20 protein-coding genes are annotated in these 22,734 nt (G+C 73.1%); 10 read left to right on the top strand and 10 right to left on the bottom strand.

Translation table 11 applies throughout. From position 1 onward, the window contains the following. Positions 1–101 precede the first annotated feature (101 nt). The gene (locus tag B086_RS0123530) at positions 102–593 is read right to left on the bottom strand and encodes an inorganic diphosphatase (RefSeq protein ID WP_018568890.1); all 492 of its coding nucleotides are present in this window, start codon (positions 591–593) and stop codon (positions 102–104) included. A gap of 79 nt (positions 594–672) precedes the next feature. Here B086_RS0123530 and dacB point away from each other — a divergent pair, with 79 nt between their 5' ends. The 6 genes from dacB (at position 673) to folE (ending at position 8,830) form a co-directional block, all read left to right on the top strand. Then, positions 673–2,313 carry a D-alanyl-D-alanine carboxypeptidase/D-alanyl-D-alanine-endopeptidase gene (gene dacB, locus B086_RS0123525; RefSeq protein WP_018568889.1) on the top strand — a complete coding sequence of 547 codons (1,641 nt, stop codon included), beginning with the start codon at positions 673–675 and terminating at the stop codon, positions 2,311–2,313. A 408-nt stretch (positions 2,314–2,721) separates the two neighbouring features. Then, positions 2,722–3,822 carry a zinc-dependent metalloprotease gene (locus B086_RS0123520; RefSeq protein WP_018568888.1) on the top strand — a complete coding sequence of 367 codons (1,101 nt, stop codon included), beginning with the start codon at positions 2,722–2,724 and terminating at the stop codon, positions 3,820–3,822. A gap of 191 nt (positions 3,823–4,013) precedes the next feature. Then, entirely contained in the window at positions 4,014–5,210 is a 1,197-nt protein-coding gene (gene tilS, locus B086_RS0123515; RefSeq protein ID WP_018568887.1) for a tRNA lysidine(34) synthetase TilS, read from the top strand. Positions 5,211–5,330: 120 nt separating this feature from the next. After that, on the top strand, positions 5,331–5,891 hold the full coding sequence (hpt, locus tag B086_RS0123510; RefSeq protein WP_037873829.1) for a hypoxanthine phosphoribosyltransferase: 561 nt from the start codon (positions 5,331–5,333) through the stop codon (positions 5,889–5,891). Between the two features lie 183 nt (positions 5,892–6,074). Continuing rightward, the gene (gene ftsH / locus B086_RS0123505) at positions 6,075–8,114 is read left to right on the top strand and encodes an ATP-dependent zinc metalloprotease FtsH (protein ID WP_018568885.1); all 2,040 of its coding nucleotides are present in this window, start codon (positions 6,075–6,077) and stop codon (positions 8,112–8,114) included. A 110-nt stretch (positions 8,115–8,224) separates the two neighbouring features. Beyond that, entirely contained in the window at positions 8,225–8,830 is a 606-nt protein-coding gene (folE, locus tag B086_RS0123500) for a GTP cyclohydrolase I FolE (protein WP_018568884.1), read from the top strand. A 56-nt stretch (positions 8,831–8,886) separates the two neighbouring features. Here the strand turns inward: folE and B086_RS0123495 are convergent, their stop codons facing one another. The 6 genes from B086_RS0123495 to B086_RS0123470 form a co-directional block, all read right to left on the bottom strand. Then, positions 8,887–9,375, bottom strand: a complete 489-nt coding sequence (locus B086_RS0123495) for a DUF3180 domain-containing protein (protein WP_018568883.1) — start codon at positions 9,373–9,375, stop codon at positions 8,887–8,889. Between the two features lie 118 nt (positions 9,376–9,493). Continuing rightward, positions 9,494–10,105, bottom strand: coding sequence for a 2-amino-4-hydroxy-6-hydroxymethyldihydropteridine diphosphokinase (gene folK / locus B086_RS0123490; RefSeq protein ID WP_018568882.1), 612 nt, complete (start codon positions 10,103–10,105; stop codon positions 9,494–9,496). After that, entirely contained in the window at positions 10,102–10,461 is a 360-nt protein-coding gene (folB, locus tag B086_RS0123485) for a dihydroneopterin aldolase (protein WP_018568881.1), read from the bottom strand. The genes folK and folB overlap by 4 nt, the downstream gene beginning before the upstream one ends. A gap of 248 nt (positions 10,462–10,709) precedes the next feature. Beyond that, on the bottom strand, positions 10,710–11,213 hold the full coding sequence (locus B086_RS0123480) for a nuclear transport factor 2 family protein (protein WP_018568880.1): 504 nt from the start codon (positions 11,211–11,213) through the stop codon (positions 10,710–10,712). After that, the gene (gene folP, locus B086_RS0123475; RefSeq protein ID WP_063746816.1) at positions 11,210–12,127 is read right to left on the bottom strand and encodes a dihydropteroate synthase; all 918 of its coding nucleotides are present in this window, start codon (positions 12,125–12,127) and stop codon (positions 11,210–11,212) included. The genes B086_RS0123480 and folP overlap by 4 nt, the downstream gene beginning before the upstream one ends. Positions 12,128–12,285: 158 nt before the next feature. Further along, positions 12,286–14,121, bottom strand: coding sequence for a phosphatidylglycerol lysyltransferase domain-containing protein (locus tag B086_RS0123470; RefSeq protein WP_026252695.1), 1,836 nt, complete (start codon positions 14,119–14,121; stop codon positions 12,286–12,288). 203 nt (positions 14,122–14,324) lie between these two features. On the opposite strand from B086_RS0123470, the gene B086_RS0123465 reads away from it, so the two are divergent. Both B086_RS0123465 and B086_RS0123460 read left to right on the top strand, forming a co-directional pair. Continuing rightward, positions 14,325–15,449 (top strand): alpha/beta hydrolase, encoded by a 1,125-nt coding sequence (locus B086_RS0123465; protein WP_018568877.1) that lies wholly within the window; start codon positions 14,325–14,327, stop codon positions 15,447–15,449. 215 nt (positions 15,450–15,664) lie between these two features. Next, positions 15,665–17,083 carry a hypothetical protein gene (locus B086_RS0123460; RefSeq protein WP_018568876.1) on the top strand — a complete coding sequence of 473 codons (1,419 nt, stop codon included), beginning with the start codon at positions 15,665–15,667 and terminating at the stop codon, positions 17,081–17,083. A gap of 101 nt (positions 17,084–17,184) precedes the next feature. On the opposite strand, the gene B086_RS0123455 is transcribed toward B086_RS0123460, so the two are convergent. Continuing rightward, a complete protein-coding gene (locus B086_RS0123455; RefSeq protein ID WP_018568875.1) occupies positions 17,185–18,639 on the bottom strand; it encodes a PH domain-containing protein in 1,455 nt (484 codons plus the stop codon). After that, complete coding sequence (locus tag B086_RS0123450; RefSeq protein ID WP_018568874.1) at positions 18,636–19,139, bottom strand: PH domain-containing protein; 504 nt, start codon at positions 19,137–19,139, stop codon at positions 18,636–18,638. The genes B086_RS0123455 and B086_RS0123450 overlap by 4 nt, the downstream gene beginning before the upstream one ends. A 31-nt stretch (positions 19,140–19,170) precedes the next feature. Here B086_RS0123450 and B086_RS0123445 point away from each other — a divergent pair, with 31 nt between their 5' ends. After that, on the top strand, positions 19,171–20,322 hold the full coding sequence (locus B086_RS0123445; protein ID WP_018568873.1) for an NADH-quinone oxidoreductase subunit D: 1,152 nt from the start codon (positions 19,171–19,173) through the stop codon (positions 20,320–20,322). Here the strand turns inward: B086_RS0123445 and B086_RS0123440 are convergent. Next, a complete protein-coding gene (locus tag B086_RS0123440) occupies positions 20,287–21,378 on the bottom strand; it encodes an SAM-dependent methyltransferase (RefSeq protein WP_018568872.1) in 1,092 nt (363 codons plus the stop codon). The genes B086_RS0123445 and B086_RS0123440 overlap by 36 nt on opposite strands. Before the next feature lie 118 nt (positions 21,379–21,496). Between B086_RS0123440 and B086_RS0123435 the strand changes: the two genes are divergently transcribed. After that, the gene (locus tag B086_RS0123435) at positions 21,497–22,702 is read left to right on the top strand and encodes a sensor histidine kinase (RefSeq protein WP_018568871.1); all 1,206 of its coding nucleotides are present in this window, start codon (positions 21,497–21,499) and stop codon (positions 22,700–22,702) included. Positions 22,703–22,734: the final 32 nt, after the last annotated feature.

The raw sequence follows: 22,734 nt of genomic DNA, 5'->3' as shown, positions 1-22,734 counted from the left end.
GACACCTTCCGTAAGCCTCAGTATGCGCGGGTACCCGCGCACGTATGCCGAAGGCCGCGTCACCTCTCGCGAGGTGGACGCGGCCCCTGGGCGCGGTGCGGTCAGTGACCGCCGTGCTCCTCGAAACGCTTGCGGGAGCGCTCGATCTCCGCCTCGGCGTCGGCGCGGCCCACCCAGTTGGCGCCCTCGACCGACTTGCCCGGCTCCAGGTCCTTGTAGACCTCGAAGAAGTGCTGGATCTCCAGGCGGTCGAACTCCGACACGTGGTGGATGTCCCGCAGGTGCTCCACGCGCGGGTCGGACGCCGGCACGCACAGCAGCTTGTCGTCGCCGCCGGCCTCGTCCGTCATCCGGAACATGCCGATCGCGCGGCACTTGATCAGACAGCCGGGGAAGGTCGGCTCGTCCAGGATGACCAGCGCGTCCAGCGGGTCGCCGTCCTCGCCGAGGGTGTCCTCGACGAAGCCGTAGTCCGCCGGGTAGCTGGTCGAAGTGAAGAGTCGACGGTCCAGGCGGATACGACCGGTCTCGTGGTCCACCTCGTACTTGTTCCGCGAACCCTTCGGAATCTCGATCGTGACGTCGAACTCCACCGGTGGCTCCTCCATGATCAGCACATAGTTCTGGTGATTAAGTGTCCCTCACGCAGGTGTGTGATCGCGAAAGGGGCTGGTGGTCGTGCCGGAGCTGAGGGGCTGGCGGGCCGCGGAAGAGCGGCTGGCACGCCTGACGCGGTCCCTGCGGCCGCGCCTCGCGCGGGTCGCACGGTCCACGGGGCCGGTCCTGGCCGGGGCCGCGCGGACCGCGCGGCCGTGGATCGCACGGTTCGCGCAGGCCACCGGGCCACGGCAGGGGCGGCCCAGGACGTGGCGGTACACCGCCGGTGCGACCACCGCCGGGCTGGCGCTGGCCGCGGGTGTGGTGACTGCCGCCGGTCCCTGGGACTCCACCGGTCAGCGTACGGCCGAGCGGGATCGGGCCGCGGCCCTGGAGCGCGCGGGTGGCGCAGATCACGGCCGCGGTTCCGATATGTCCCGGGGTGTGCGGCCCGGCGGCGCGGCGGCGGACTCCCCGCAGGCCGCGCCCAGCGCCGCCGCCGTCCTGGCGGGCCTCGGCGGCACCGGCGGCGCCGTCCGGCCGGCGGCCGAGGGACCGGCCCTCGCCCCCGTCCTCGACCCGCTCCTGGAGAACCCGGCGCTCGGCACCGGCCGCTCCGCCGCCGTCGTCGACATCACCACCGGACGGCAGCTCTACGGGCAGGGCGCCGGGAACGGCCTCACCCCCGCCTCCACCACCAAGATCGCCACCGCCGTCGCCGCGCTGTCCGCCCTCGGCCCCGACCACCGCCTCACCACCCGCGCCGCCCTGGAGCCCGACACCGGGGAACTCGTCCTCGTCGGCGGCGGCGACCCGACCCTCACCGCCCGCAAGGACGCCAGGGGCGCCGCCAGCCTGCGCGCCCTCGCCGACGCCACGGCCAAAGCCCTGGCCGGACGCGGGGTGCACCAGGTCACCCTGTCGTACGACACCACCCTGTACGCCGGTGCCGATCTGCACTCCATCGGCGTGAACGAGAACCTGGCCCGGGTCAGCGCGCTCATGGCCGACGAGGGCCGTACCGACGACTCCGCCAGCGGCCCCGCCGACCGTGTCGCCGACCCGGCCGCCGAGGCAGCCCGCGCCTTCGGCCGCTTCCTGGGCGAACACGGCGTCCGGACCACCGCCCCCGGCCCCTCCAGGGCGACCGGCCGCGCACAGACCCTCGCGACCGTGTCCTCGCCCCCGCTGTCCGACGTGGTCGAACGCATGCTCACCAACAGCGACAACGACATCGCCGAGGCGCTCGCCCGGCAGACGGCCAGGGCCTCCGGCCAGCGGGCCGACTTCGCGGGCGGCGCCCGCGCCGTCGCCGCCCGGCTGAAGGCGCTCGGCCTGCCCCTGGCCGGCACCGCCTTCCACGACGGCAGCGGCCTGGACCGCGCCGACCGGCTCACCGCGAACCTGCTCACCGCCCTGCTGCGCACCGCCGCCGACCCGGCCCGCCCCGGGCTGCGGCCGGTCCTCACCGGGCTGCCGGTCGCCGGGTTCACGGGCACCCTCGCCGACCGCTACACCGGCGACGGCGCCGCCGGGATCGTCCGGGCCAAGACCGGCACCCTGACCGGTGTGAACACGCTGGCGGGCACGGCCGTCGACCGCGACGGCCGGCTGCTGGCCTTCGCCTTCCTCGCCGAGGGCACCACCGACCCGCAGGCCGCCCAGGCGGCCCTGGACCATGTCGCGACGACCCTGGCGGCCTGCGGCTGCGGCTGAACCCCGTACGCCCGGCACGCCGTCCGGGACACCCGCCGGGGCCCGCGCGGCCCCCCGGACGGCCCCTGGACGCGGCGCCCGGGGCCGCGCTCCTGCACCGGAGGCGTCCCTCGCTCTGCCTCCCGAGCAGCGCCCGCTCGGCCGGCCCTGGACCGTGCCGCGGCAACACGGTGGCCGATGGCCCGCTGCGGCTGCGGCTGAGCCCCGCCGTCCGGGACGCCCGCCGGGGCCCGCACGGATCCGGGCCGATCCCCGGGCCGATCCCCGGGCCGCCCCTCGGGCGGACCCCGGAGGCGGTGGCCCGGGGCCGCGCCCCGGCGCCCGGTGCCGTCCGCCGCCCTGCCCCGAGTGGCGGCGCTCACGTACCGTTGACACATGACGAGCATCGGTGGTGCCGCAAGTCCCGGGATGGTCGACTGGAATCTCGCGGTGGCGACCGCGACCAGGCTGGTCCGGCCGGGCCCCGAGGTGAGCCGCGACGACGCCCGCGCGATCGTCGCGGAGCTGCGCCGGCACGCCAAGGTCTCCGAGGAGCACGTGCGGGCCTTCACCCGGCTGGGCACCGAGGAGACCCACGACACCCCGGTCCTGGTCGTCGACCGCCCCGGCTGGATCCGGGCCAACGTCGCCGGTTTCCGCGAACTGCTCAGGCCGCTGCTGGACAAGATGCAGGAACGGCGCGGCAGCAACCCCGGCACCGCCGTCCTCGGCGCCGTCGGCGGCAAGGTCACCGGTGTCGAACTGGGCATGCTGCTGTCGTTCCTCGCCTCCCGGGTGCTCGGCCAGTACGAGACCTTCGCCCCGGCCGTCCGCGACCTGCCGGGGGGCGCCGACGGCGGCGGCCGGCTCCTCCTGGTCGCCCCGAACATCGTCCACGTCGAACGCGAACTCGACGTGGAACCGCACGACTTCCGCCTCTGGGTCTGCCTGCACGAGGAGACGCACCGCACGCAGTTCACCGCGGTGCCCTGGCTGCGCGACCACCTGGAGGGTGAAATCCAGTCGTTCCTGTCCGAGACGGACGTCGACCCCACCGCGTTCCTCGAACGGATCCGGGACGCCGCGCAGTCGCTCGTCGGCGGCCGCCCCGAGGGCGAGGAGGACGACGGCGGGCGCTCCCTGGTCGAACTGGTCCAGACCCCCTCGCAGCGCGAGATCCTCGCCCGGCTCACCGCCGTGATGTCCCTCCTGGAGGGCCACGCCGACTACGTGATGGACGGGGTGGGCCCCGAGGTCGTGCCGAGCGTCGCCGAGATCCGCGAGAAGTTCCAGCAGCGCCGCGCCAAGGGCGCCTCCCGGCTCGACTCGGCGCTGCGCAAGCTGCTCGGCCTGGACGCCAAGCTGCGCCAGTACCGGGACGGCGAGCGGTTCGTCCGCGCGGTCGTCGACCAGGTCGGCATGGACGGCTTCAACCGCGTCTGGACCTCGCCCAACACCCTGCCCACCAAGGCGGAGATCGCCAAACCGGCGGACTGGGTCGCGCGGGTGCACCGCAAGGCCGAGTCGTGAACCGGACGCGGACGGGGTGAACCGGATCCGGCCGACGGCAGGCGAACGCCCCTCCAATCACCCGTCCGAGGGACCGTGAGCGATGGGTAGGCGTGCGATGCTCGGGGAACGGCCCGTTTCTGTCACCATCGTCACACTCTGAGTGACCTGCTCGGGCTCACCCCCCGAAAACTCCGTGAAGGGAACCGGACATGGGTCCCCATCCTGCGGTCGCGGCGATACGCCTGGCGGTCCGCCGCGTCCTGAACGACATCCTCGACGAGCAGTCCCCGGCCCCGCCCCCCGCCGGGCCGCCCCGCCCCGAACTCCAGACCGCGCACGCGGCGCAGGCGGCGTACGGCGGACAGCCGCAGCACACCGCGCCCGCCCCGCGCCCCGCGCAGCTGCCCGAGCGCCCCGCGCCCGGCGTGCCCACCCCCAGCCGGACACCCCGCGCGCCCCGCGCCCCGCACGGCGCGAGCGCCGCCCGTACGCCCGCGCCGCTCGTGCTGGTCGCCTGCTCCGGCGGCGCCGACTCCATGGCGCTCGCCTCCGCCCTCGCCTTCGAGGCGCCCAAGCTCGGCATCCGCGCCGGCGGCGTCACCGTCGACCACGGCCTCCAGCCCGGCTCGGACCTGCGCGCCGCCGAGGTCGCCCAGCGGCTGCGCGAACTCGGCCTCGACCCGGTCGACGCCGTCGCCGTCAGCGTCGGCCGCGACGGCGGACCCGAGGCCGCCGCCCGCGACGCGCGCTACGCCGCCCTGGACGCCGCGGCCGACCGCCACGGCGCCCACGCCGTCCTGCTCGGCCACACCCGCGACGACCAGGCCGAGACGGTCCTGCTCGGCCTCGCCCGCGGCTCCGGCATCCGCTCCCTGTCCGGCATGGCCGCGGTCTCGGGGGCCGGCGGCCGCTACCGGCGCCCGTTCCTGCACATCGACCGGCAGACCGCCCGCAAGGCCTGCCTGGTCCAGTCGCTGCCCGTCTGGGACGACCCGCACAACACCGACCCCGCCTACACCCGCTCCCGGCTGCGCCACGAGGGACTGCCCGCCCTGGAGAAGGCCCTCGGCAAAGGCGTCGTCGAGGCCCTGGCCCGCACCGCCCAGCTCTCCCGCGACGACGCCGACGCGCTCGATGCCTGGGCCGGCCAGGCCGAGGCCGTCGCCCGCGACGAAGCGGGCTGCCTGGAATGCGCCAAGCTGCACGACCTGCCGCCCGCCGTGCGCCGCCGGGTGCTGCGGCGCGCCGCCATCGACGCCGGGGCACCGGCCGGATCCCTGTTCGCCCGCCACATCGAGGAAGTGGACCGGCTGATCACCGGCTGGCGGGGCCAGGGAGCCATCAACCTCCCGGGCAAAGTCGTCGCCCGGCGGCAGGGTGGCAGACTGGTCATTCGGCAAGGCTGAAACCTTCCCCCCGGGGGAGGCGCCGGTCTCCCCTCCGGGGAGGCTCCCGGCGGCAGGTCTCCCCGCCGGGAGGCCCACAGCAGCCGCGAGCCGTCAATGCGGGACGACCGACCGAAAGTGATGCGGGTGGACGCGAAAGACATGGGTGCCGACCTCCAGCAGGTGCTCATCACCAAGGAAGAGATCGACGCCAAGCTGACCGAGCTGGCCGCGAAGATCGACGCGGAGTACGCGGGCAAGGACCTGCTGATCGTCGGCGTCCTCAAGGGCGCGGTCATGGTCATGGCCGACCTGGCACGGGCGCTGTCCACCCCGCTCACCATGGACTGGATGGCCGTGTCCTCCTACGGCGCGGGCACCCAGTCCTCCGGCGTGGTGCGGATCCTCAAGGACCTCGACACCGACATCAAGGGCCGCCACGTCCTGATCGTCGAGGACATCATCGACTCCGGCCTGACCCTGTCGTGGCTGCTGTCCAACCTGGGCTCGCGCGAGCCGGCCTCCCTCAAGGTCTGCACGCTGCTGCGCAAGCCGGACGCCGCGAAGGTCGCCATCGACGTGGAGTGGGTCGGCTTCGACATCCCCAACGAGTTCGTCGTCGGCTACGGCCTCGACTACGCCGAGAAGTACCGCAACCTGCCGTTCGTCGGTACGCTCGCCCCCCACGTCTACGGCGGCTGACCCATAAGGGCGCAGCCCGTACGGTGATCGGGAACCCCGGCGGCCCCGGAGCCGTTGGAGCATGCAGACGGGAACGCCAGCTCTCCCGTGCGGCTTCTCGCCACGATGCTGGGGTACCGTCAGAAGAACTGTCTTATCAAACTCACTATGGCAGGAGGGACGGGGCGTCATCGCTCCGTATGGATGGACGTGAAGCGATACTTCCGTGGGCCGGTCATGTGGATCGTGCTGGCCGTCCTTGCCGTGGTCGTGTTGATGCAGGTCGTCGGCTCGTCCGGCGGCTACAAGACGGTGGACACAGGCCAGGTCGTAGCAGCGATCAATGACAACCGGGTCCAGCAGGCCAAGCTGACCACCGGCGACGAGCAGACCATCAAGGTCGAGCTCAAGGACGGCCAGAAGGTCTCCGGCAGCTCCAAGATCCAGGCGAGCTACATCGGCGACCAGGGCGCAGCCCTCGCCAACACGTTGCAGGACAAGTACCAGCACAAGCAGATCCCGGACGGCTACACGGTCTCGCCGTCCAAGCAGAACCCCTTCCTCGGTGTCCTGCTCTCCCTGCTGCCCTTCGTCCTCATCGTGGTCGTCTTCCTGTTCCTGATGAACCAGATGCAGGGCGGCGGCTCCCGGGTCATGAACTTCGGGAAGTCCAAGGCCAAGCTCATCACCAAGGACACCCCGAAGACGACGTTCTCCGACGTCGCGGGCGCCGACGAGGCCGTCGAGGAGCTCCACGAGATCAAGGAGTTCCTCCAGGAGCCGGCCAAGTTCCAGGCCGTCGGGGCGAAGATCCCCAAGGGCGTCCTGCTCTACGGCCCGCCCGGAACCGGCAAGACCCTGCTCGCGCGTGCCGTCGCGGGCGAGGCGGGCGTGCCGTTCTACTCGATCTCCGGTTCCGACTTCGTCGAGATGTTCGTCGGTGTCGGTGCCTCCCGGGTCCGTGACCTGTTTGAGCAGGCCAAGGCGAACGCCCCGGCGATCGTCTTCGTCGACGAGATCGACGCGGTCGGCCGCCACCGCGGCGCCGGCCTCGGCGGCGGTCACGACGAGCGCGAGCAGACCCTGAACCAGCTGCTCGTCGAGATGGACGGCTTCGACGTGAAGGGCGGCGTGATCCTCATCGCCGCCACCAACCGGCCCGACATCCTCGACCCGGCCCTCCTGCGCCCCGGCCGCTTCGACCGGCAGATCGCCGTCGACCGCCCGGACATGCAGGGCCGTCTGGAGATCCTCAAGGTCCACCAGAAGGGCAAGCCGGTCGCGAAGGACGTCGACCTGGCCGCGGTCGCCCGCCGCACCCCCGGCTTCACCGGTGCCGATCTCTCCAACGTCCTGAACGAGGCCGCGCTGCTCACGGCCCGCAGCGACCAGAAGCTGATCGACAACAAGATGCTGGACGAGGCGATCGACCGTGTGGTCGCGGGCCCGCAGAAGCGGACCCGGATCATGTCGGACAAGGAGAAGAAGATCACCGCGTACCACGAGGGCGGACACGCCCTGGTCGCGGCGGCCTCGCCGAACTCCGACCCGGTCCACAAGATCACGATCCTGTCCCGCGGCCGGGCCCTCGGTTACACGATGGTGCTCCCGGACGAGGACAAGTACTCCACCACGCGCAACGAGATGCTGGACCAGCTGGCCTACATGCTCGGTGGCCGCGCGGCCGAGGAACTGGTCTTCCACGACCCGACCACCGGCGCTGCCAACGACATCGAGAAGGCCACCTCCACGGCCCGCGCGATGGTCACGCAGTACGGCATGACCGAGCGCCTCGGCGCGATCAAGTTCGGTGGCGACAACACCGAGCCCTTCCTCGGCCGTGAGATGGCTCACCAGCGCGACTACTCGGAAGAGGTCGCCGCGCTGGTGGACGAGGAGGTCAAGCAGCTCATCGAGAACGCGCACAACGAGGCCTGGGAGATCCTGGTCGAGAACCGCGACGTCCTCGACAACCTGGTCCTGGCCCTGCTGGAGAAGGAGACGCTGGGCAAGGAGGAGATCGCCGAGGTCTTCGCCCCCATCGTCAAGCGCCCCCCGCGGCCCGCCTGGACCGGATCCTCCCGCCGCACCCCGTCCACCCGTCCGCCGGTGCTCTCTCCCAAGGAGCTGGCCCTCACCAACGGGGCGAACGGCGCGACGGCGGCGATCAGCACCGTGAAGTCCACCGCCACGGAGCCCGCCCCGGCGACGGAGCAGGCCCCGGAGGACCGCCCGGACAACTGACCGGGCCCACCGACCGGCCCCGGAATGTATGCCGCGCCCCCCAGGTTCTAGCCTGGGGGGCGCGGCATTTCGCATGCCCGCGGCTGAGACAGACAGGAACGAGGCTTCACATGACCGACCCCGTGACGCTGGACGGCGAGGGCGCCATCGGCGAGTTCGACGAGAAGCGCGCCGAGAACGCCGTACGCGAACTCCTCATCGCGGTCGGCGAGGACCCGGACCGCGAGGGCCTGCGCGACACCCCGGGGCGGGTGGCGCGGGCGTACAAGGAGATATTCGCGGGCCTGTGGCAGCAGCCCGAGGACGTCCTGACGACGACGTTCGACCTGGGCCACGACGAGATGGTGCTGGTCAAGGACATCGAGGTGTTCTCGACCTGTGAGCATCATCTGGTGCCGTTCCGGGGGGTCGCGCACGTCGGGTACATCCCGTCCACCAGCGGGAAGATCACCGGTCTGTCCAAGCTGGCCCGTCTCGTGGACGTCTACGCCCGCCGCCCGCAGGTGCAGGAACGACTCACCACCCAGATCGCCGACTCGCTGATGGAGATACTGGAGCCGCGGGGCGTCATCGTCGTCGTGGAGTGCGAGCACATGTGCATGTCGATGCGGGGCATCCGCAAGCCCGGCGCGAAGACCATCACCTCGGCGGTCCGGGGCCAGCTGCGGGACGCGGCGACGCGGAACGAGGCGATGAGCCTCATCATGGCGCGCTGAGGGCCCACGAGCCCCCCCGCGCGCCCGGACGGGCGCGCGACGGAGCCTCCGGTGGCTCAGGCCGCCGGTTCGGCGCCCTGGGGGTTCTGGTCGTCGTCCTCGGGGAGTTTGCAGACGCGTTCGAGGAAGAGGGCCGCCGCTATCACGGCGAGGCCGGCCAGGACGGAGGCGCCGGCGTAGATGGCCTGGTCGCGGCGGGTGGGGATGTCGAGCAGTTCCAGGAGGAAGACGCCGGCGCCGCCGTACATCCCGGCGACGAGGGCGGCGACCAGGGCGCTGGCCTGGCCGAAGACGACCGCGCGGGCGGCCATCAGCGGGTCGACGCCCTTGGCGCCGGGGCGGCGCTCGCGCTGGGCCTTGAGGCGGGCGCGCAGCGAGAGGGCCGTGGACACCAGGACCACGGCGATCAGGGCGAGGACGATGGGGGCGGCCAGGGGGACGCTGGGCAGGCTTCCCACCGCGTTCCACAGGCGGGCGCCTGCCCAGGACAGCACTCCGGCGACGACGAACACGCCCGCCAGCACCCTGATGCGCAGCTCTTTCACGGTGTCCCTTCAGCTCCCCCGGACCGCGGTCGGGCGTCGGCGGTTCGTCCCGGGCCGGCCGGGGGAGCGGCGGTGCCGTCCCCGGACAGGGCGCCGGGATCTTCCTCGACCTTAACGACTACTCGGGCAGTCGAAGTTCCAGGTCCGCGCGCGGTGCGACACCCGTGCGGGTGACGGCGCCCAGCAGGCCCGCCACGTCGCCCCGGCCGGGGAGCTGGGCGTCGGGGTCCACGTCGTGCCACGGCGCGAGGACGAACGCGCGTTCGTGGGCGCGGGGGTGGGGGAGGGTGAGGAGCGGGTCGTCGGAGACGACGTCGGCGTAGGAGACGATGTCGACGTCGATGGTGCGCGGGCCCCAGCGCTCGTCGCGGACCCGGTGGAAGGCCTCCTCGATGGCGTGCGCCCGCTCCAGCAGGGAGGACGGCGGCAGCGTCGTCTTCAGGACCACCACCGCGTTGAAGTACGACGGCTGGGTGCCGGGCTCGACGCCCCACGGCTCCGTCTCGTAGACCGGGGAGACGGCCTTGATGCGCACGCCCGGGGTGTCCTCCAGGGCGTCGACGGCGCCCTGGAGGGTCTCCAGGCGGTTGCCGAGGTTGGAGCCGAGGGAGAGCACGGCGCGTTTCGGGTTGCTGAGCGTGGTGTCGGCCGCGTCGACCTGCTCGACGACGGAGGCGGGCACCGGCTGGACGGTCGGGTCGCTGTGACCCTGGAGGAAAGGTCGGGTCATACTCGGCTCCGGGTGATGGTGACGGTCACGTCGTCGAAGGGGACCGTGATCGGGGCGTCCGGCTTGTGGACGCGGACCTCGACCTCCAGGACGCCTTCGTGCTTCAGGCAGGTCTGGGCGATGCGCTCGGCGAGGGTCTCGATGAGGTTCACCGGCTCGCCCTCCACCACGGCCACGACCTCTTCGGCCACGATGCCGTAGTGCACGGTCTTCGCCAGGTCGTCGTCGGCCGCGGCCTGCCGGGTGTCCACCCCCAGGACGATGTCGACGAGGAAGGTCTGGCCGTCCTCGCGCTCCTTGGGGAACACACCGTGGTGCCCGCGGGCCTTCAGGCCGCGCAGCGCGACACGATCCACGCGAATCACTCCTGCAATCGTCGGTGACGGCCGGGTCGTACCGCGTGCGGGCGGTACACCGGCCTCGGACGAATCTACCTGCGGGCGCCGACACCGCCGGGACACGGGGGCGCCGGGGCGAGCCGGGCCCGGGAGCTTTCACCCGGTGTTTCCCCTGGAGAACCCGGTTGCTCACCGGCCGGTGGCCGCCCACGCCGCCGGACCCGTGATTCCGGCCACTTCCGCGTCGGTGCCCGTCGCCTACCCGTTCACGCGGGCGGGCCCTCCTCCTCGTCGCCGTCGTTTTCGGCCAGAACCGGGGAGGCGTGGTGCGACCAGAGCTTCCAGCCGAGCGGGGTGCGCCGGAACACGTTGGTGGCGACGACGAGCTGTCCGACCAGCGGGCCCAGCTCGTCGCCGGCGGCGGGCGCCGGACCGCCGCTGAGGATGTTCTCGGTGCAGGTCACCAGGGCGGTGTCGCCGGTGACCGAGACATGCACATCGGTCAGGAAGAACTGGATGTAGTCGGTGTTGGCCATGATCAGCGCATAGCTGCGCAGGACCTCGCCGCGGCCGGTGAGCACCGGCCAGCCGGGGTGCACGCAGGAGATCACACCGGTGTCCGCCGGGTCGTGGTACTCCTCGTCGACGCCCAGGTCGGACGGGGTGAGCCAGAGGGAGGTCAGCTCCTCGAAGTCGCCCTGCTCCAGTGCCTCGTAGAAGGCGGTGTTGGCCGCTTCCACCTGTTCCACGTCCGTGTGGGGAGCGCTCACCGGGCTCCTTCGGGGGAGCCGGCCGGGCCGTCCGCCGGGGCGGTGCCGCCGGTCGCGCGCGCCTGTTCCACGGCGCGTGCGACCCGTACCGCGTCCGCTGTGGCGCGTACCTCGTGCACGCGGACCGCCCACGCTCCGGCGTGCGCCGCGAGCGCGGAGACGGCGGCCGTGGCCGCGTCGCGCTCCCGGGCGGGCGGCGGCGCGCCCTCCGGTCCGGCCAGGACGCGGCCGAGGAACCGCTTGCGGGAGGCGGCGACCAGGACGGGGTGGCCGAGACCGAGGATCCGTTCGAGACGGGCCAGGAGCATCAGGTCGTGCTCGGCGTCCTTGGAGAAGCCGAGGCCGGGGTCGACGACGACGCGGTCGGGGGCGATGCCGCCCTCCAGGACGGCCTCCACGCGCGCGTGCAGTTCGTCGGCGACCTCGGTGACGACGTCGGCGTAGACGCCCCGGACGTTGCCGCCCTGGAGGAAGCCGCGCCAGTGCATCACGACGAAGGGCGCGCCCGCGTCCGCGACCGCGGGGATCATCGCGGGGTCGGCGAGGCCGCCGCTGACGTCGTTGACGAGGGCGGCGCCGGCCGCGAGCGCCTGCTCGGCGACGCGGGCCCGCATGGTGTCCACGGAGAGGACGACGCCCTCGGCGGCGAGGCCCCGGACGACCGGCAGGACGCGCCGCAGTTCCTCGTCCTCGTCGACGCGGGGGGCGCCGGGGCGGGTCGACTCGCCGCCGACGTCGACCAGGTCGGCCCCTTGGGCGACCAGGTCGAGGCCGTGCTTGACGGCGGTCGTCGTGTCGAACCAGCGGCCGCCGTCGGAGAAGGAGTCGGGTGTCACGTTGACGACCCCCATGACCGCGCAGCGGTCCCATGCCGGTAGGCCCGCCACTCGGCCGCGCCCGCTCTGGTTGCTCATACGTTCAGCGTAGGCCCCGGGTCCGGGGCCGATCCCGTTGGCCCGGCTGGCCGGGGGCCGGTACGGGAGCGGCCCGAGCGGTCGCCGCCTCCGGTCGGGAGGCGGGCGGTCACTCGGGCCGCGGGGTGCGGGGCGCGTGGGCGCGGGGCGTGCGCGGGTCAGGCCGCGCGCACGTCCCGTTCGGCCACTCCGTGGGCGCACGGGCGCTGTCCTGCCTTGCGGCGGCGCAGGAAGCGCGGCACGGGCAGGGCCAGGGTGACGAAGCCCTCGGCCTGCATGGCGGCGAAGCCGATGCGGGCCAGATCGGAGGAGGAGCGGTAGACGACGAACCGCGGCTCCCAGCGGGGCTGGAACTTGGCGTTGAACTTGTACAGCGACTCGATCTGGAACCACCGCGACAGGAACACCAGCAGTCCGCGCCAGGCGCGCAGCACCGGGCCCGCGCCGATCTTCTCGCCGCGCGCGAGGGCGGAGCGGAACATCGCGAAGTTGAGCGAGACCCGGCTGATGTCGAACTTGGGGGCGGCCTGGAGCGCCGCGACGATCAGCAGTTCGTTCATGCCGGGGTCGGCGGAGCGGTCGCGCCGCATCAGGTCGAGGGAGACGCCGTCCTCGCCCCACGGCACGAAGTGCAGGATCGCCTTCAGGTCGCCGAACTCGCCCGGCTCGTCGTCCTGCTTGTGCGCGGTGGCTATGAGGCAGTCGCCGTCGGCGGGGTCGCCGATGCGGCCGAGCGCCATGGAGAAGCCGCGCTCGGTGTCGGTGCCGCGCCAGTCCTCGGCGGCCTCCCGGATGCGCTCCAGCTCGGCGTCGCCGAGGTCACGGATACGCCGTACCCGGGTTTCGTAGCCGGCCCGTTCGATGCGCTTGACCATTTGGCGGACGTTGCGCATCGCGCGTCCGGCGAGTGAGAAATCCGCGACGTCGACCACCGCCTCGTCGCCCAGTTCCAGGGCGTCCAGACCGGTCTCGCGGGTCCAGACCTCGCCGCCGGTCTCGGAGCAGCCCATGACGGCGGGCGTCCAGGAGTGGGCCTTGGCCTCGTCCATGAAGCGCTCGATGGCGCCCGGCCAGGCCTCGACGTCACCGATGGGGTCGCCGCTGGCGAGCATCACACCGGAGACCACCCGGTAGGTCACCGCGGCCTTGCCGCTGGGGGAGAACACGACGGCCTTGTCGCGGCGGAGCGCGAAGTGGCCGAGGGAGTCGCGGCGGCCGTGCTTGGCCAGCAGCGCGCGCAGCTGGACCTCGTCCTCCTCGGTCAGCCGGGCCGCCGGGTGCTCGGGGCGGAAGGCCAGGTAGATCGTGGTGACCGCGGTGATCCAGCCGAGGGCGCCCAGGGAGAAGGCGACGGTCCAGGAGGTGTTGCCCTGGTAGTCGACGGGGCCCTCGAAGCCGACGAGGCCGTAGACGACGTGGGTGAGCCGGTCCGCGACGCTCGGGTCGCCGAGCATGCGGTCCGTGTGGACGCTGACGATGAGCATGCCCAGCGCCAGCGAACCGGCGCTCATCAGCACGAAGTTGGTCAGCGCCCGCCACCTGCTGCGCGGGTCGGGCAGCGCCGAGAACTCCTTGCGGTGGAGCACCAGCGGGGTGAGCAGCGCGAGGGCGATGACGACGCCGACCACGGAGTGCCGGTAGACGAACTCGGCCGCCGCGCCCGCCGGGAGCAGTGCCACGGCGGCGCGCCAGGCACGGCGCTTGCGCCGGCGCAGGCCGTGCGCGAGCAGCAGCAGGAGTACGCCGGCGCTGAGCGAGAGCGCCGCGGCGAACGGTCCGAACGAGCCCGGCAGCACCTCGGCCCAGGCGTGCATCCGGCTGTGCCGGAAGCGTGGGAAGACGCCCGCGGCGATGTCCAGCAGGCCCACGACCGCGCAGGCCCGGCCGATCAGCGTGGGGACCGCCTCAGGGCGTGGACCGCGCAGTATGCGCCGTACCCGGCCTGATCCGCTCGGAACCCCGCCCGGCTTTTCCCCATCTATCCTGACAGACATCGCATCCCATAGTTCTGCGAGAGACCTTGAATCCGGTGCCGATCCGGGCATCCGGCGACATTGCGCCCTCTAGGACGGTGTCTGGGGCAGGAAGGTTCACTCCCCACCCGGAATCCGGGTCAAAGGCCAGGGAAAGCCTGGGTCCCGCTGCCGCCGTCGAGGCGCCGGCGGGCCGGGCATGGAATGCAGGCAGGAAAGAGCTCATGGGTCTCACGAGCAAGAAGGTGCTGGTACTGGCGGTGCTGTTCGCCGTACTGCTGTTCGTCGCCACGGTGTGGCTGTGGCCACGGCTGGCGCGGCGCAACTGGCGGGCGGTCAGCGGCCGGATCGGCATCCTGGCGGCCACCCAGGCAGCGATCTTCGCCTGCGTCGGCCTCGCCGCCAACCAGGCCTTCGGCTTCTATGCCAGCTGGGCCGACCTGTTCGGCCAGGAGACCGACCAGGGTGTGGTCGTCGACCATATGGCGGGCGGTGCGACCGGGCCGCTGCGTGTGGTCGGCACCCAGCAGGTGCAGATGGCAGGCGGATCCCGGCCGCAGCTGACGGGGCAGATACAGAAGGTCGACATCGTGGGCCGTACGTCCCACATCGCCTCGCCCGCGTTCATATACCTGCCGCCGGAGTACTTCCAGCCGCAGTACCGCACCCGTACGTTCCCCGCGTCCGTGATCCTCACCGGCTACCCGGGCACCGCCCAGGCGCTCGTCAGCAAGCTCAACTACCCGCGCACGGCGCAGCAACTGGCCAAGCAGGGGCGGATGGAGCCGATGATCCTGGTGATGCTGCGGCCGACGGTCGCGCCGCCGCGCGACACCGAGTGCGTGGACATCCCGGGCGGCCCGCAGACCGAGACGTTCTTCGGCCGCGATCTGCCGGACGCGGTGGCCGCGCACTACCGGGTCGGCAAGAAGCCGGGCGGCTGGGGCATCATCGGCGATTCCACGGGCGGATACTGCGCGCTGAAACTCGCCATGCACCACCCCGAGGTGTATGGCGCGGGGGCCGGTCTGTCGCCTTACTACAAGGCGCCGATCGACCCGACGACCGGTGATCTGTTCCAGGGGAACGAGCAGCTGAAGAATCGCGCCGACCTGGCGTGGTTCATCAAGCACCAGGCGGCTCCCGACACTTCGCTGCTCGTCACCAGCAGCAAGCACGGCGAAAGCAACTACCGGTCGACGATCAGGTTCATAGACGCGGTCAAGGCGACGAAGAAGACCCGTGTCTCGTCGATCATCCTGGACAGCGGCGGCCACAACTTCAACACCTGGCGGCGCGAGATCCCGCCGACCCTTCAGTGGGTCAGCGCGCGGCTCGCGGAGCGCTGAGACGGGGCTGTGCGAGGTGCCCTGGAGAGGCACCGATGAATGATCTTGGAATTGCTCCGGAGTTCGGCCGAACTCGCCCCGCGCCCGGTCCGAACTCCTGATGTGCTGTGAAGATTTCGGTATGGCCGCCTTTTTGCGGGGCGGCCCACCATGATTCGCCTACGCGCGGTAAGTTTCTGGCCATGCCACGTGGACGTCACCGCCATTCCCCTCCCTTGCACAGGCTGCTGCCCCCCACGGCGATCGCCGGCGTCTCTGTCGTCTGCGCCCTGGGGCCCTGGGTGTTCACGGCACCGGTGGTGCTGCGGTCTCTCGCGGCGGCCGCCGCGGTGACGGCGGTCGCCGGTGCGGTCGTCCTGCGCCGCTGGGACACCCAGGCGGGCCGCCGGGTGGCCGACCTCACGCGCGCGCGTGCGAGCGACGAGTGGCGCTTCGAGGAACGCGTCGCCGAACTCGAGTCGGACTTGGAGGAGTCGCGCGGACTGCGCTCCCGTCTGGAACAGAAGCTGCGGGCCAAGCGGTCCGAGCTGGCGCGGCTGCGCAACGAGCACGCGGCCCTGCTGCGGCGCTACGCCACGGCCGAGACGGAGCGGGCGAGCGCGCTGGAGGGCCGTCGCCTGCTGGAGCTTGAGGCGGCCACCGACCTGCCCGCGCTGCCCGCGGGCCCGAGCGCCCAGGCCGTCCCGGCCGCCGCGCAGGGGACCGGGGCCGGGGCCGGGGCCAGGTCCGGGGCTGGGGCCGATGGGCGCGCGCAGGCGCAGGCGCCGCAGGAGCCGGAGGAGCAGCGGGTGGGCGTGGCTCCCGCCGTGTTCTCCCCCGAGGGTTCCGAGCTGTTCGCGCGGGCCGGGGCGGCGCTGGCGCGGCTCGGCACGGACGGCGAGCGCGGCGCGCGGGATCACCGCGACGCCGGTGACGGTGCTGGCGCCGATGGCAGCGCTGGTCCCGATGACGCCGATGACGCCGATGGCGCCGATGACGACGTTGTCGATGTTGTCGACGGTGACGACCGCGGTGAGGGTGCTGACCGCGGCGAGCGGGCCGGGCGCGCGGACGCGGCCCCGGACGCCGACGCCGAGGCGGGTACGGCCCGTGCGCGGGAGACGGCGGACGGGCCGGAGGGGGAGACGGGGACGGCCCGGTCCGCCGAGGCCGAGCCCACGGACGCCGCTGGGCCGACCGATGGCGCCGACGACGCCGGTGCCGCCGACGCGGCCGCTCCGGGCGGCAGGCCGCAGCACCCCGCCGGACACTTCGCCGTGCCGACCGCGGTGGCCGTCGTGCCGCCCGCGCCCGCACGGCGCCAGGTGACCGCGGGCGGGTTCGACTTCTTCGGTACGAAGAAGGGCGCGCCGCCCGCCGCCCTGGAAGCCGTCCAGAACGAGGACCTGGCGGACGTCGTCGGCCCGGAGGCGCTCGCCCTGCACAAGGCCGAGTCCGAAGCCGAGTCCGAGGCCGAGTCCGATTCCGGGAGGTCCGATTCCGAGTCCGGGAGGACCGAGACCGGGACCGGGGCCGGGCACGAGCCCGCCGACGCGGCGGCCGGGGCCGAGGCGGCGAGCCAGGTCATCGACCTCACCGCCCACGACGAGACCGAGCAGCTCGACGTCCTGGACCTGCGCACGGCGGCGTCCTGAGGGCGGACCCACGTCGAAGAGCGAGCATCGGCAGATCGGTAAGGGGCACGGTCCTTTGGACCGTGCCCCTTACCTCTACCTCTTGCCGCCGCCGGGCCTCGTCACGGCCCTTCGGCTCCGGCCGCTTCCGACGGCCCCGCGGCCGGGTCCGCCTGCCCGTCCCGCTCCATCCACCGGTCCGGCCGGGCGTCCCGCCGTCCCGTACGGGAGCGCTCGGCCTGCGTCCGCAGCAGCCGCTCCGCCTCACCGGTGCCCCGCAGCCGCGCCGTCACCGTCTTGTTCGCGCCGGTGTCCACCTGGACGTCGGCGACGCCCCAGAGGCGCTCCCAGGGCCCCTGGGTGAGCCGTACGCTCTGCACCTTGGCGTGCGGGACCAGCGCGAGCCGCCGCCGCAGCAGTCCGTGCCGGGCGGCGAACACCGTGCCGGTGACGGCGACCCCGTAGCCCCGCCACCGCACCGGAGCGCACCACCGGGCACCGCGCGGCGGCCGGGCCAGGGACGAGGTCTCCGGCACGGCGACGCCCGGCAGCACCCGGGAGATCACTGACTCGGCGATCTCCCGGGGGGCCACCGGCAGCAGCACCGAGTTCGAGGACCCGGCCACGTCCAGCTCCACCCGGACCCAGCCGCGCCCGGTGCCGGGTCCGCCCGCGCCCGGCGCCCGCCAGCGCCGCCACAGCAGCGGTTCCACGATCCGTACGGTCTGCACGCGTCCCGGCGGCACGGTCTCGTGGGTGCGGTCCAGCAGGCCCCGGTCGATGCGCAGTCCGTCGGGCGACTCGCTCAGCGTCCAGTCGTAGGCGGCGACGAAGCGGCCCACGCTGCTCGTCACGGCCCCGCCGAGCAGCGGCAGGGCGGTGGCCAGGACCGTCCACAGGCTGTGGGTGGCCAGCCACAGCAGGGACGGCACGACGACGGCGGCGAGGAGCGAGCCCCAGGTCGCGCCCATCAGCAGCAGCGAGACGGCTATCACGCGCGCGGGGACGCGGACGAGCTCCCGCGCGGGTGCCTCGCCGACCTCCTGGGCGGTGTCGGCGGAGAATCCGGCGGCGCGCGCGAGCAGTTCGGCGCGCAGCGCGCGGGCCTCGTCCTCGCCGAGGAAGGCCAGTTCGTCCTTCTTGTCGGTCCCTATGACGTCGAGCTTCAGCTTGGCGACGCCCGCGAGGCGGCCGAGGAGGGGCCGGGTGACGTCGACGGCCTGGATGCGCTCCAGGCGGATGTGCGCGGTGCGGCGGAACAGCAGTCCGGTGCGGATGCGCAGTTCGGTGTCGGTCACCGCGAAGTGCGTGAACCACCAGGACAGGAAGCCGTAGAGGGCCGCCGCCGGGAGGAGCACGGCGAGGCCGGCCAGCAGCCAGGCCGTGGTCAGCCGGGTCAGCTGCTGCTGCGCCTGGCCGGGGTCGTGGACGGCCCAGCCGGCGAGCACGGCGACCGGCGCCCAGGCGCGGCGCAGCGGGGTCACCGGGTGCAGCCGCCGCTCGGCCACGGGCCGCGCGGCGGCGGGCCCTCCCGCGGTGCCCGCGTCCTTCGTGGCGTCCGCCTCCGGCGCCGTCACAGTCCCGCCGATCGGGCCTGGCCCAGCTCGGTGAGCCGGTCGCGCAGCCGTTCGGCCTCGGCCGGGTCCAGGCCGGGGATCGTCGCGTCGGTGGCGGCGGCCGCCGTGTGCAGCTGCACGGTGGCCAGCCCGAAATGCCGTTCGACCGGGCCCGAGGTGACCTCGACCAGCTGCATCCGGCCGTAGGGCACGACGGTCTCCTCGTGCCACAGCACGCCCCGGACGATCAGCAGGTCGTCGGCGCGCTCGGCGTAGCGCCAGGAGCGCCAGTTGCGCCCCAGCAGCACCCAGCCCCAGGCCGCCGCCGCGAGCGGCACCAGCGCGAACGCCGCCCAGGCCGGTCCCGCCACCGCGCCGAGCACCCAGCCCACGGCCACCGCCGCCGGTCCCAGCCACACCACGAGCAGCAGGCGGCGCATCCGCAGCAGGCCGGACGGCAGTGCCGTCCACCCCGGCTCGGCCCCGGCCGCCCGTTCGTTCTCCGGACTCCCCGTCTCCATGGGGCAAGCGTACGTAGGGGAGACTGGGTCCATGACTCCTACGACGGAGACGACGGTCGGGATCGGCGGTGCCGCGGAGAGCACCGACATGGTGCTCAACATCGGTCCCCAGCACCCGTCCACGCACGGGGTGCTCCGGCTGAAGCTGGTGCTGGACGGCGAGCGCATCAGGAGCGCGGAGCCGGTGATCGGCTATATGCACCGCGGCGCCGAGAAGCTGTTCGAGGCGCGGGACTACCGGCAGATCATCATGCTGGCCAACCGCCACGACTGGCTGTCGGCGTTCTCGAACGAGCTGGGCGTGGTCCTGGCCGTGGAGCGGATGCTCGGCATGGAGGTGCCCGAGCGGGCGGTGTGGACGCGCACGCTGCTCGCGGAGCTGAACCGGGTGCTCAACCATCTGATGTTCCTCGGCTCCTATCCGCTGGAGCTGGGCGGCATCACCCCGGTCTTCTACGCGTTCCGGGAGCGCGAGATCCTCCAGAACGTGATGGAGGAGATCTCCGGCGGCCGGATGCACTACATGTTCAACCGGGTCGGCGGCCTCAAGGAGGACATCCCGGCCGGGTGGCCCACGCGTGCGCGCGGCGCCGTCGCCGCCGTGCGCTCGCGCATGGACGTCTTCGACGACCTGGTGCTCGGCAACGAGATCTTCCGGGGGCGCACCCGGGGCGTGGGCACGCTGTCGCAGCGCGCCGTGCACGCCTACGGGGTGAGCGGGCCGATCGCGCGCGCCTCGGGCGTCGACCTCGATCTGCGCCGCGACGAGCCGTATCTGGCGTACGGGGAACTGGCGGACGTCCTGAAGGTGGTCACCCGGCAGGAGGGCGACTGCCTGGCCCGCTTCGAGTGCCTGCTGGAGCAGACCCACAACGCCCTGGACCTCGCCGACGCCTGTCTGGACCGGCTGGCCGCCCTGGCGCCGGGGCCGGTCAACCAGCGGCTCCCGAAGGTCCTCAAGGCGCCCGAGGGGCACACCTACGCCTGGACCGAGAACCCGCTCGGCATCAACGGCTACTACCTGGTCAGCAAGGGCGAGAAGACCCCGTACCGGCTGAAGCTGCGCTCCGCCTCGTACAACAACATCCAGGCGCTGGCCGAGCTGCTGCCGGGCACGCTGGTGGCCGACATGGTGGCGATCCTGGGCTCAATGTTCTTCGTGGTCGGGGACATCGACAAGTAGGGCGGCCCGCGCCCGGGGGAGGCCCACCGGCTGGAGCAGCCAGCCGAAGTCGCCGAGTCCGCCGGACGCGGTGAGCTCCGCGGCCTCCCCGGCGCTCGCGAGGGCGCGCACATACTCCGCGGGGCGCGTGGAGGCGAGCGCCAGCGGAGGGCGTGCGCCGGTGAGACCGAGGGCGTGCAGCGCGGTGCGCTGGGTGAGCAGGCGTGCGCGGGGGAGTGCGTCAGGGGTGTGCGCGGGGCGCGTGCCCGAAAGGTGCGCGGCGCAGGCGTCCAGGGCCACGTGCGCCGTGAGATCGCAGGTGCCGTCCGGTACGGGCCGGGTCTCCCGTCCGTCCCGGAAGCCGGTGAGGGTGCCGAACGGCGGCCGGGCGCCCGAGCGGTGCGCGTAGTCCACGGCGACCGCCAGCCCCCGGTCGAGGCAGGAGACCGCCTCGGCCCAGGCGGTGTCCCTGGGCAGGCCGATCTCCGCGCGCAGGCCCTCCTCGGGAGGCAGCGGCCACCACCGGGCCAGCCAGGCGGCCTCGGCGCCCGCCACCGGCTCCCCGAGCCGTTCCGTGCCGTCGCGCCGGACGAGCACGCGCCGGGGCACACCCGCCGCGTCGGTCTCCGCCACCTCCACCGGCACGTTGTCCAGCCACTCGTTGGCGAGGAGCAGCCCGGTGACGTGCCGGGGCGGGGCGCTCAGCCACTCGATCCGGTGATCGAGTCCCGGCGGCCGGCCGGCGACCTCGACCGCGTACACCCGGGTGCGGGCGGCCACCGGGGCGGGCAGCGCGGCCAGCACCCCCGCGGCCAGCTCCCCGTGACCGGCCGCCATGTCGACGAAGCCGAGCACCCCGGGCCGCTCCAGCGCCTCGTCGAGGTGGCACAGCAGCCGTGCCACGGCGGCCGCGAAGAGCGGTGAGGCGTGCACGGACGTGCGGAAGTGCCCGGCCGGTCCCTCGGGCCGCCGGTAGAAGCCGCCCGGCCCGTACAGGGCGTCCCGGGCCGCCGCGCGCCAGCCGCGCCACTCGCGCGCGCTCTCCCGCGGGCGTTCCCCCGCTGTGTCGTCCGCCACCTCGCCAGCGTAGGCGTACAGGCGATCACGACCTCCACCTTGGGGAGTACGCCCGGGGGGTGCGGATCGGCCCTCCGGTTGACCCGTGCACCACTCACGTTTCCCTACTCTGGGTTACGTGCAGCGTCTCTACGACTTTCTCCGCAGGCACCCGACATGGGTCGACGGCTTCTGGGCCCTCGTCCTGCTCGGGTTCTCCGGCCTGGGTGCGGTGAGTGTCGACGGGACGCCGGGCCACCACGGGACGCTCCCCGCGGCGCTCGCGGTGTCCGTGGTGCTGAGCGTGGTGGTCGCCCTGCGCCGCCGGATGCCCGAGAAGATGGTGCTGCTGGCGGCGGCGACGGGCGCGGCCCAGCTGGTGCTGGACATCGAGACCACGGTCGCCGACTTCGCCATGCTGGTGATCATCTACACGGTCGCCGCGATCGGCGCCCGCTGGGCCTCCCGGTTCGCTCTGGCGGGCGGGATGTCCGCGGCGACGCTCGCCCAGATCCGCTGGCCGCAGGAGAACTCCAGCGTCGCCGGGAACGTGGCGATAGCCGTCTTCACGACCGTGCCGTTCGCCCTGGCCTGGGTGCTCGGCGACTCCATGCGCACCCGCCGCGCCTACTTCGCGCAGCTGGAGGAGCGCGCCGCCCGGCTGGAGAAGGAGCGCGAGGCGCAGGCCAAGGTCGCGGTCGCCGCCGAGCGCGCCCGCATCGCCCGCGAGCTGCACGACGTGGTCGCGCACAACGTGTCGGTGATGGTGGTCCAGGCCGACGGCGCCGCCTATGTCCTGGACGCCGCGCCCGACCAGGCCAAGAAGGCCCTGGAGACGATCTCCTCCACCGGCCGCCAGGCCCTCGCCGAGATGCGCCGCCTGCTGGGCGTGCTGCGCACCGGCGAGCACCAGGAGGGCGGCGAGTACGTGCCGCAGCCCAACGCCGAGCAGATCGAGGACCTGGTCGAGCAGTGCCGGGGCTCCGGGCTGCCGGTCGACTTCCGGGTCGAGGGGACACCGCGTCCGCTGCCCAGCGGCGTCGAGCTGACCGCGTACCGGATCGTGCAGGAAGCCCTCACCAACACCCGCAAGCACGGCGGACCGAACGCGGGCGCGAGCGTGCGCCTGGTGTACTTCGACGACGGTCTCGGCCTGCTGGTCGAGGACGACGGCAAGGGCGCCCCGCACGAGCTGTACGAGGAGGGCGGCGCCGACGGGCAGGGGCACGGCCTGATCGGGATGCGCGAGCGCGTCGGTATGGTCGGCGGCACGCTGGACGCGGGACCGCGCCCCGGTGGAGGCTTCCGTATCAGTGCGCTGCTGCCGCTCAAACCGGCGCACTGAAGCCGACGCACACTGCCGGTGACACCTGTCAC

It is taken from the genome of Streptomyces sp. PsTaAH-124, assembly GCF_000373685.1.
Taxonomy (GTDB): Bacteria; Actinomycetota; Actinomycetes; order Streptomycetales; family Streptomycetaceae; genus Streptomyces; species Streptomyces andamanensis.
The sequence above is the reverse complement of the archived record's forward strand: the minus strand, read 5'-3'. Positions and strand labels throughout refer to the sequence as shown.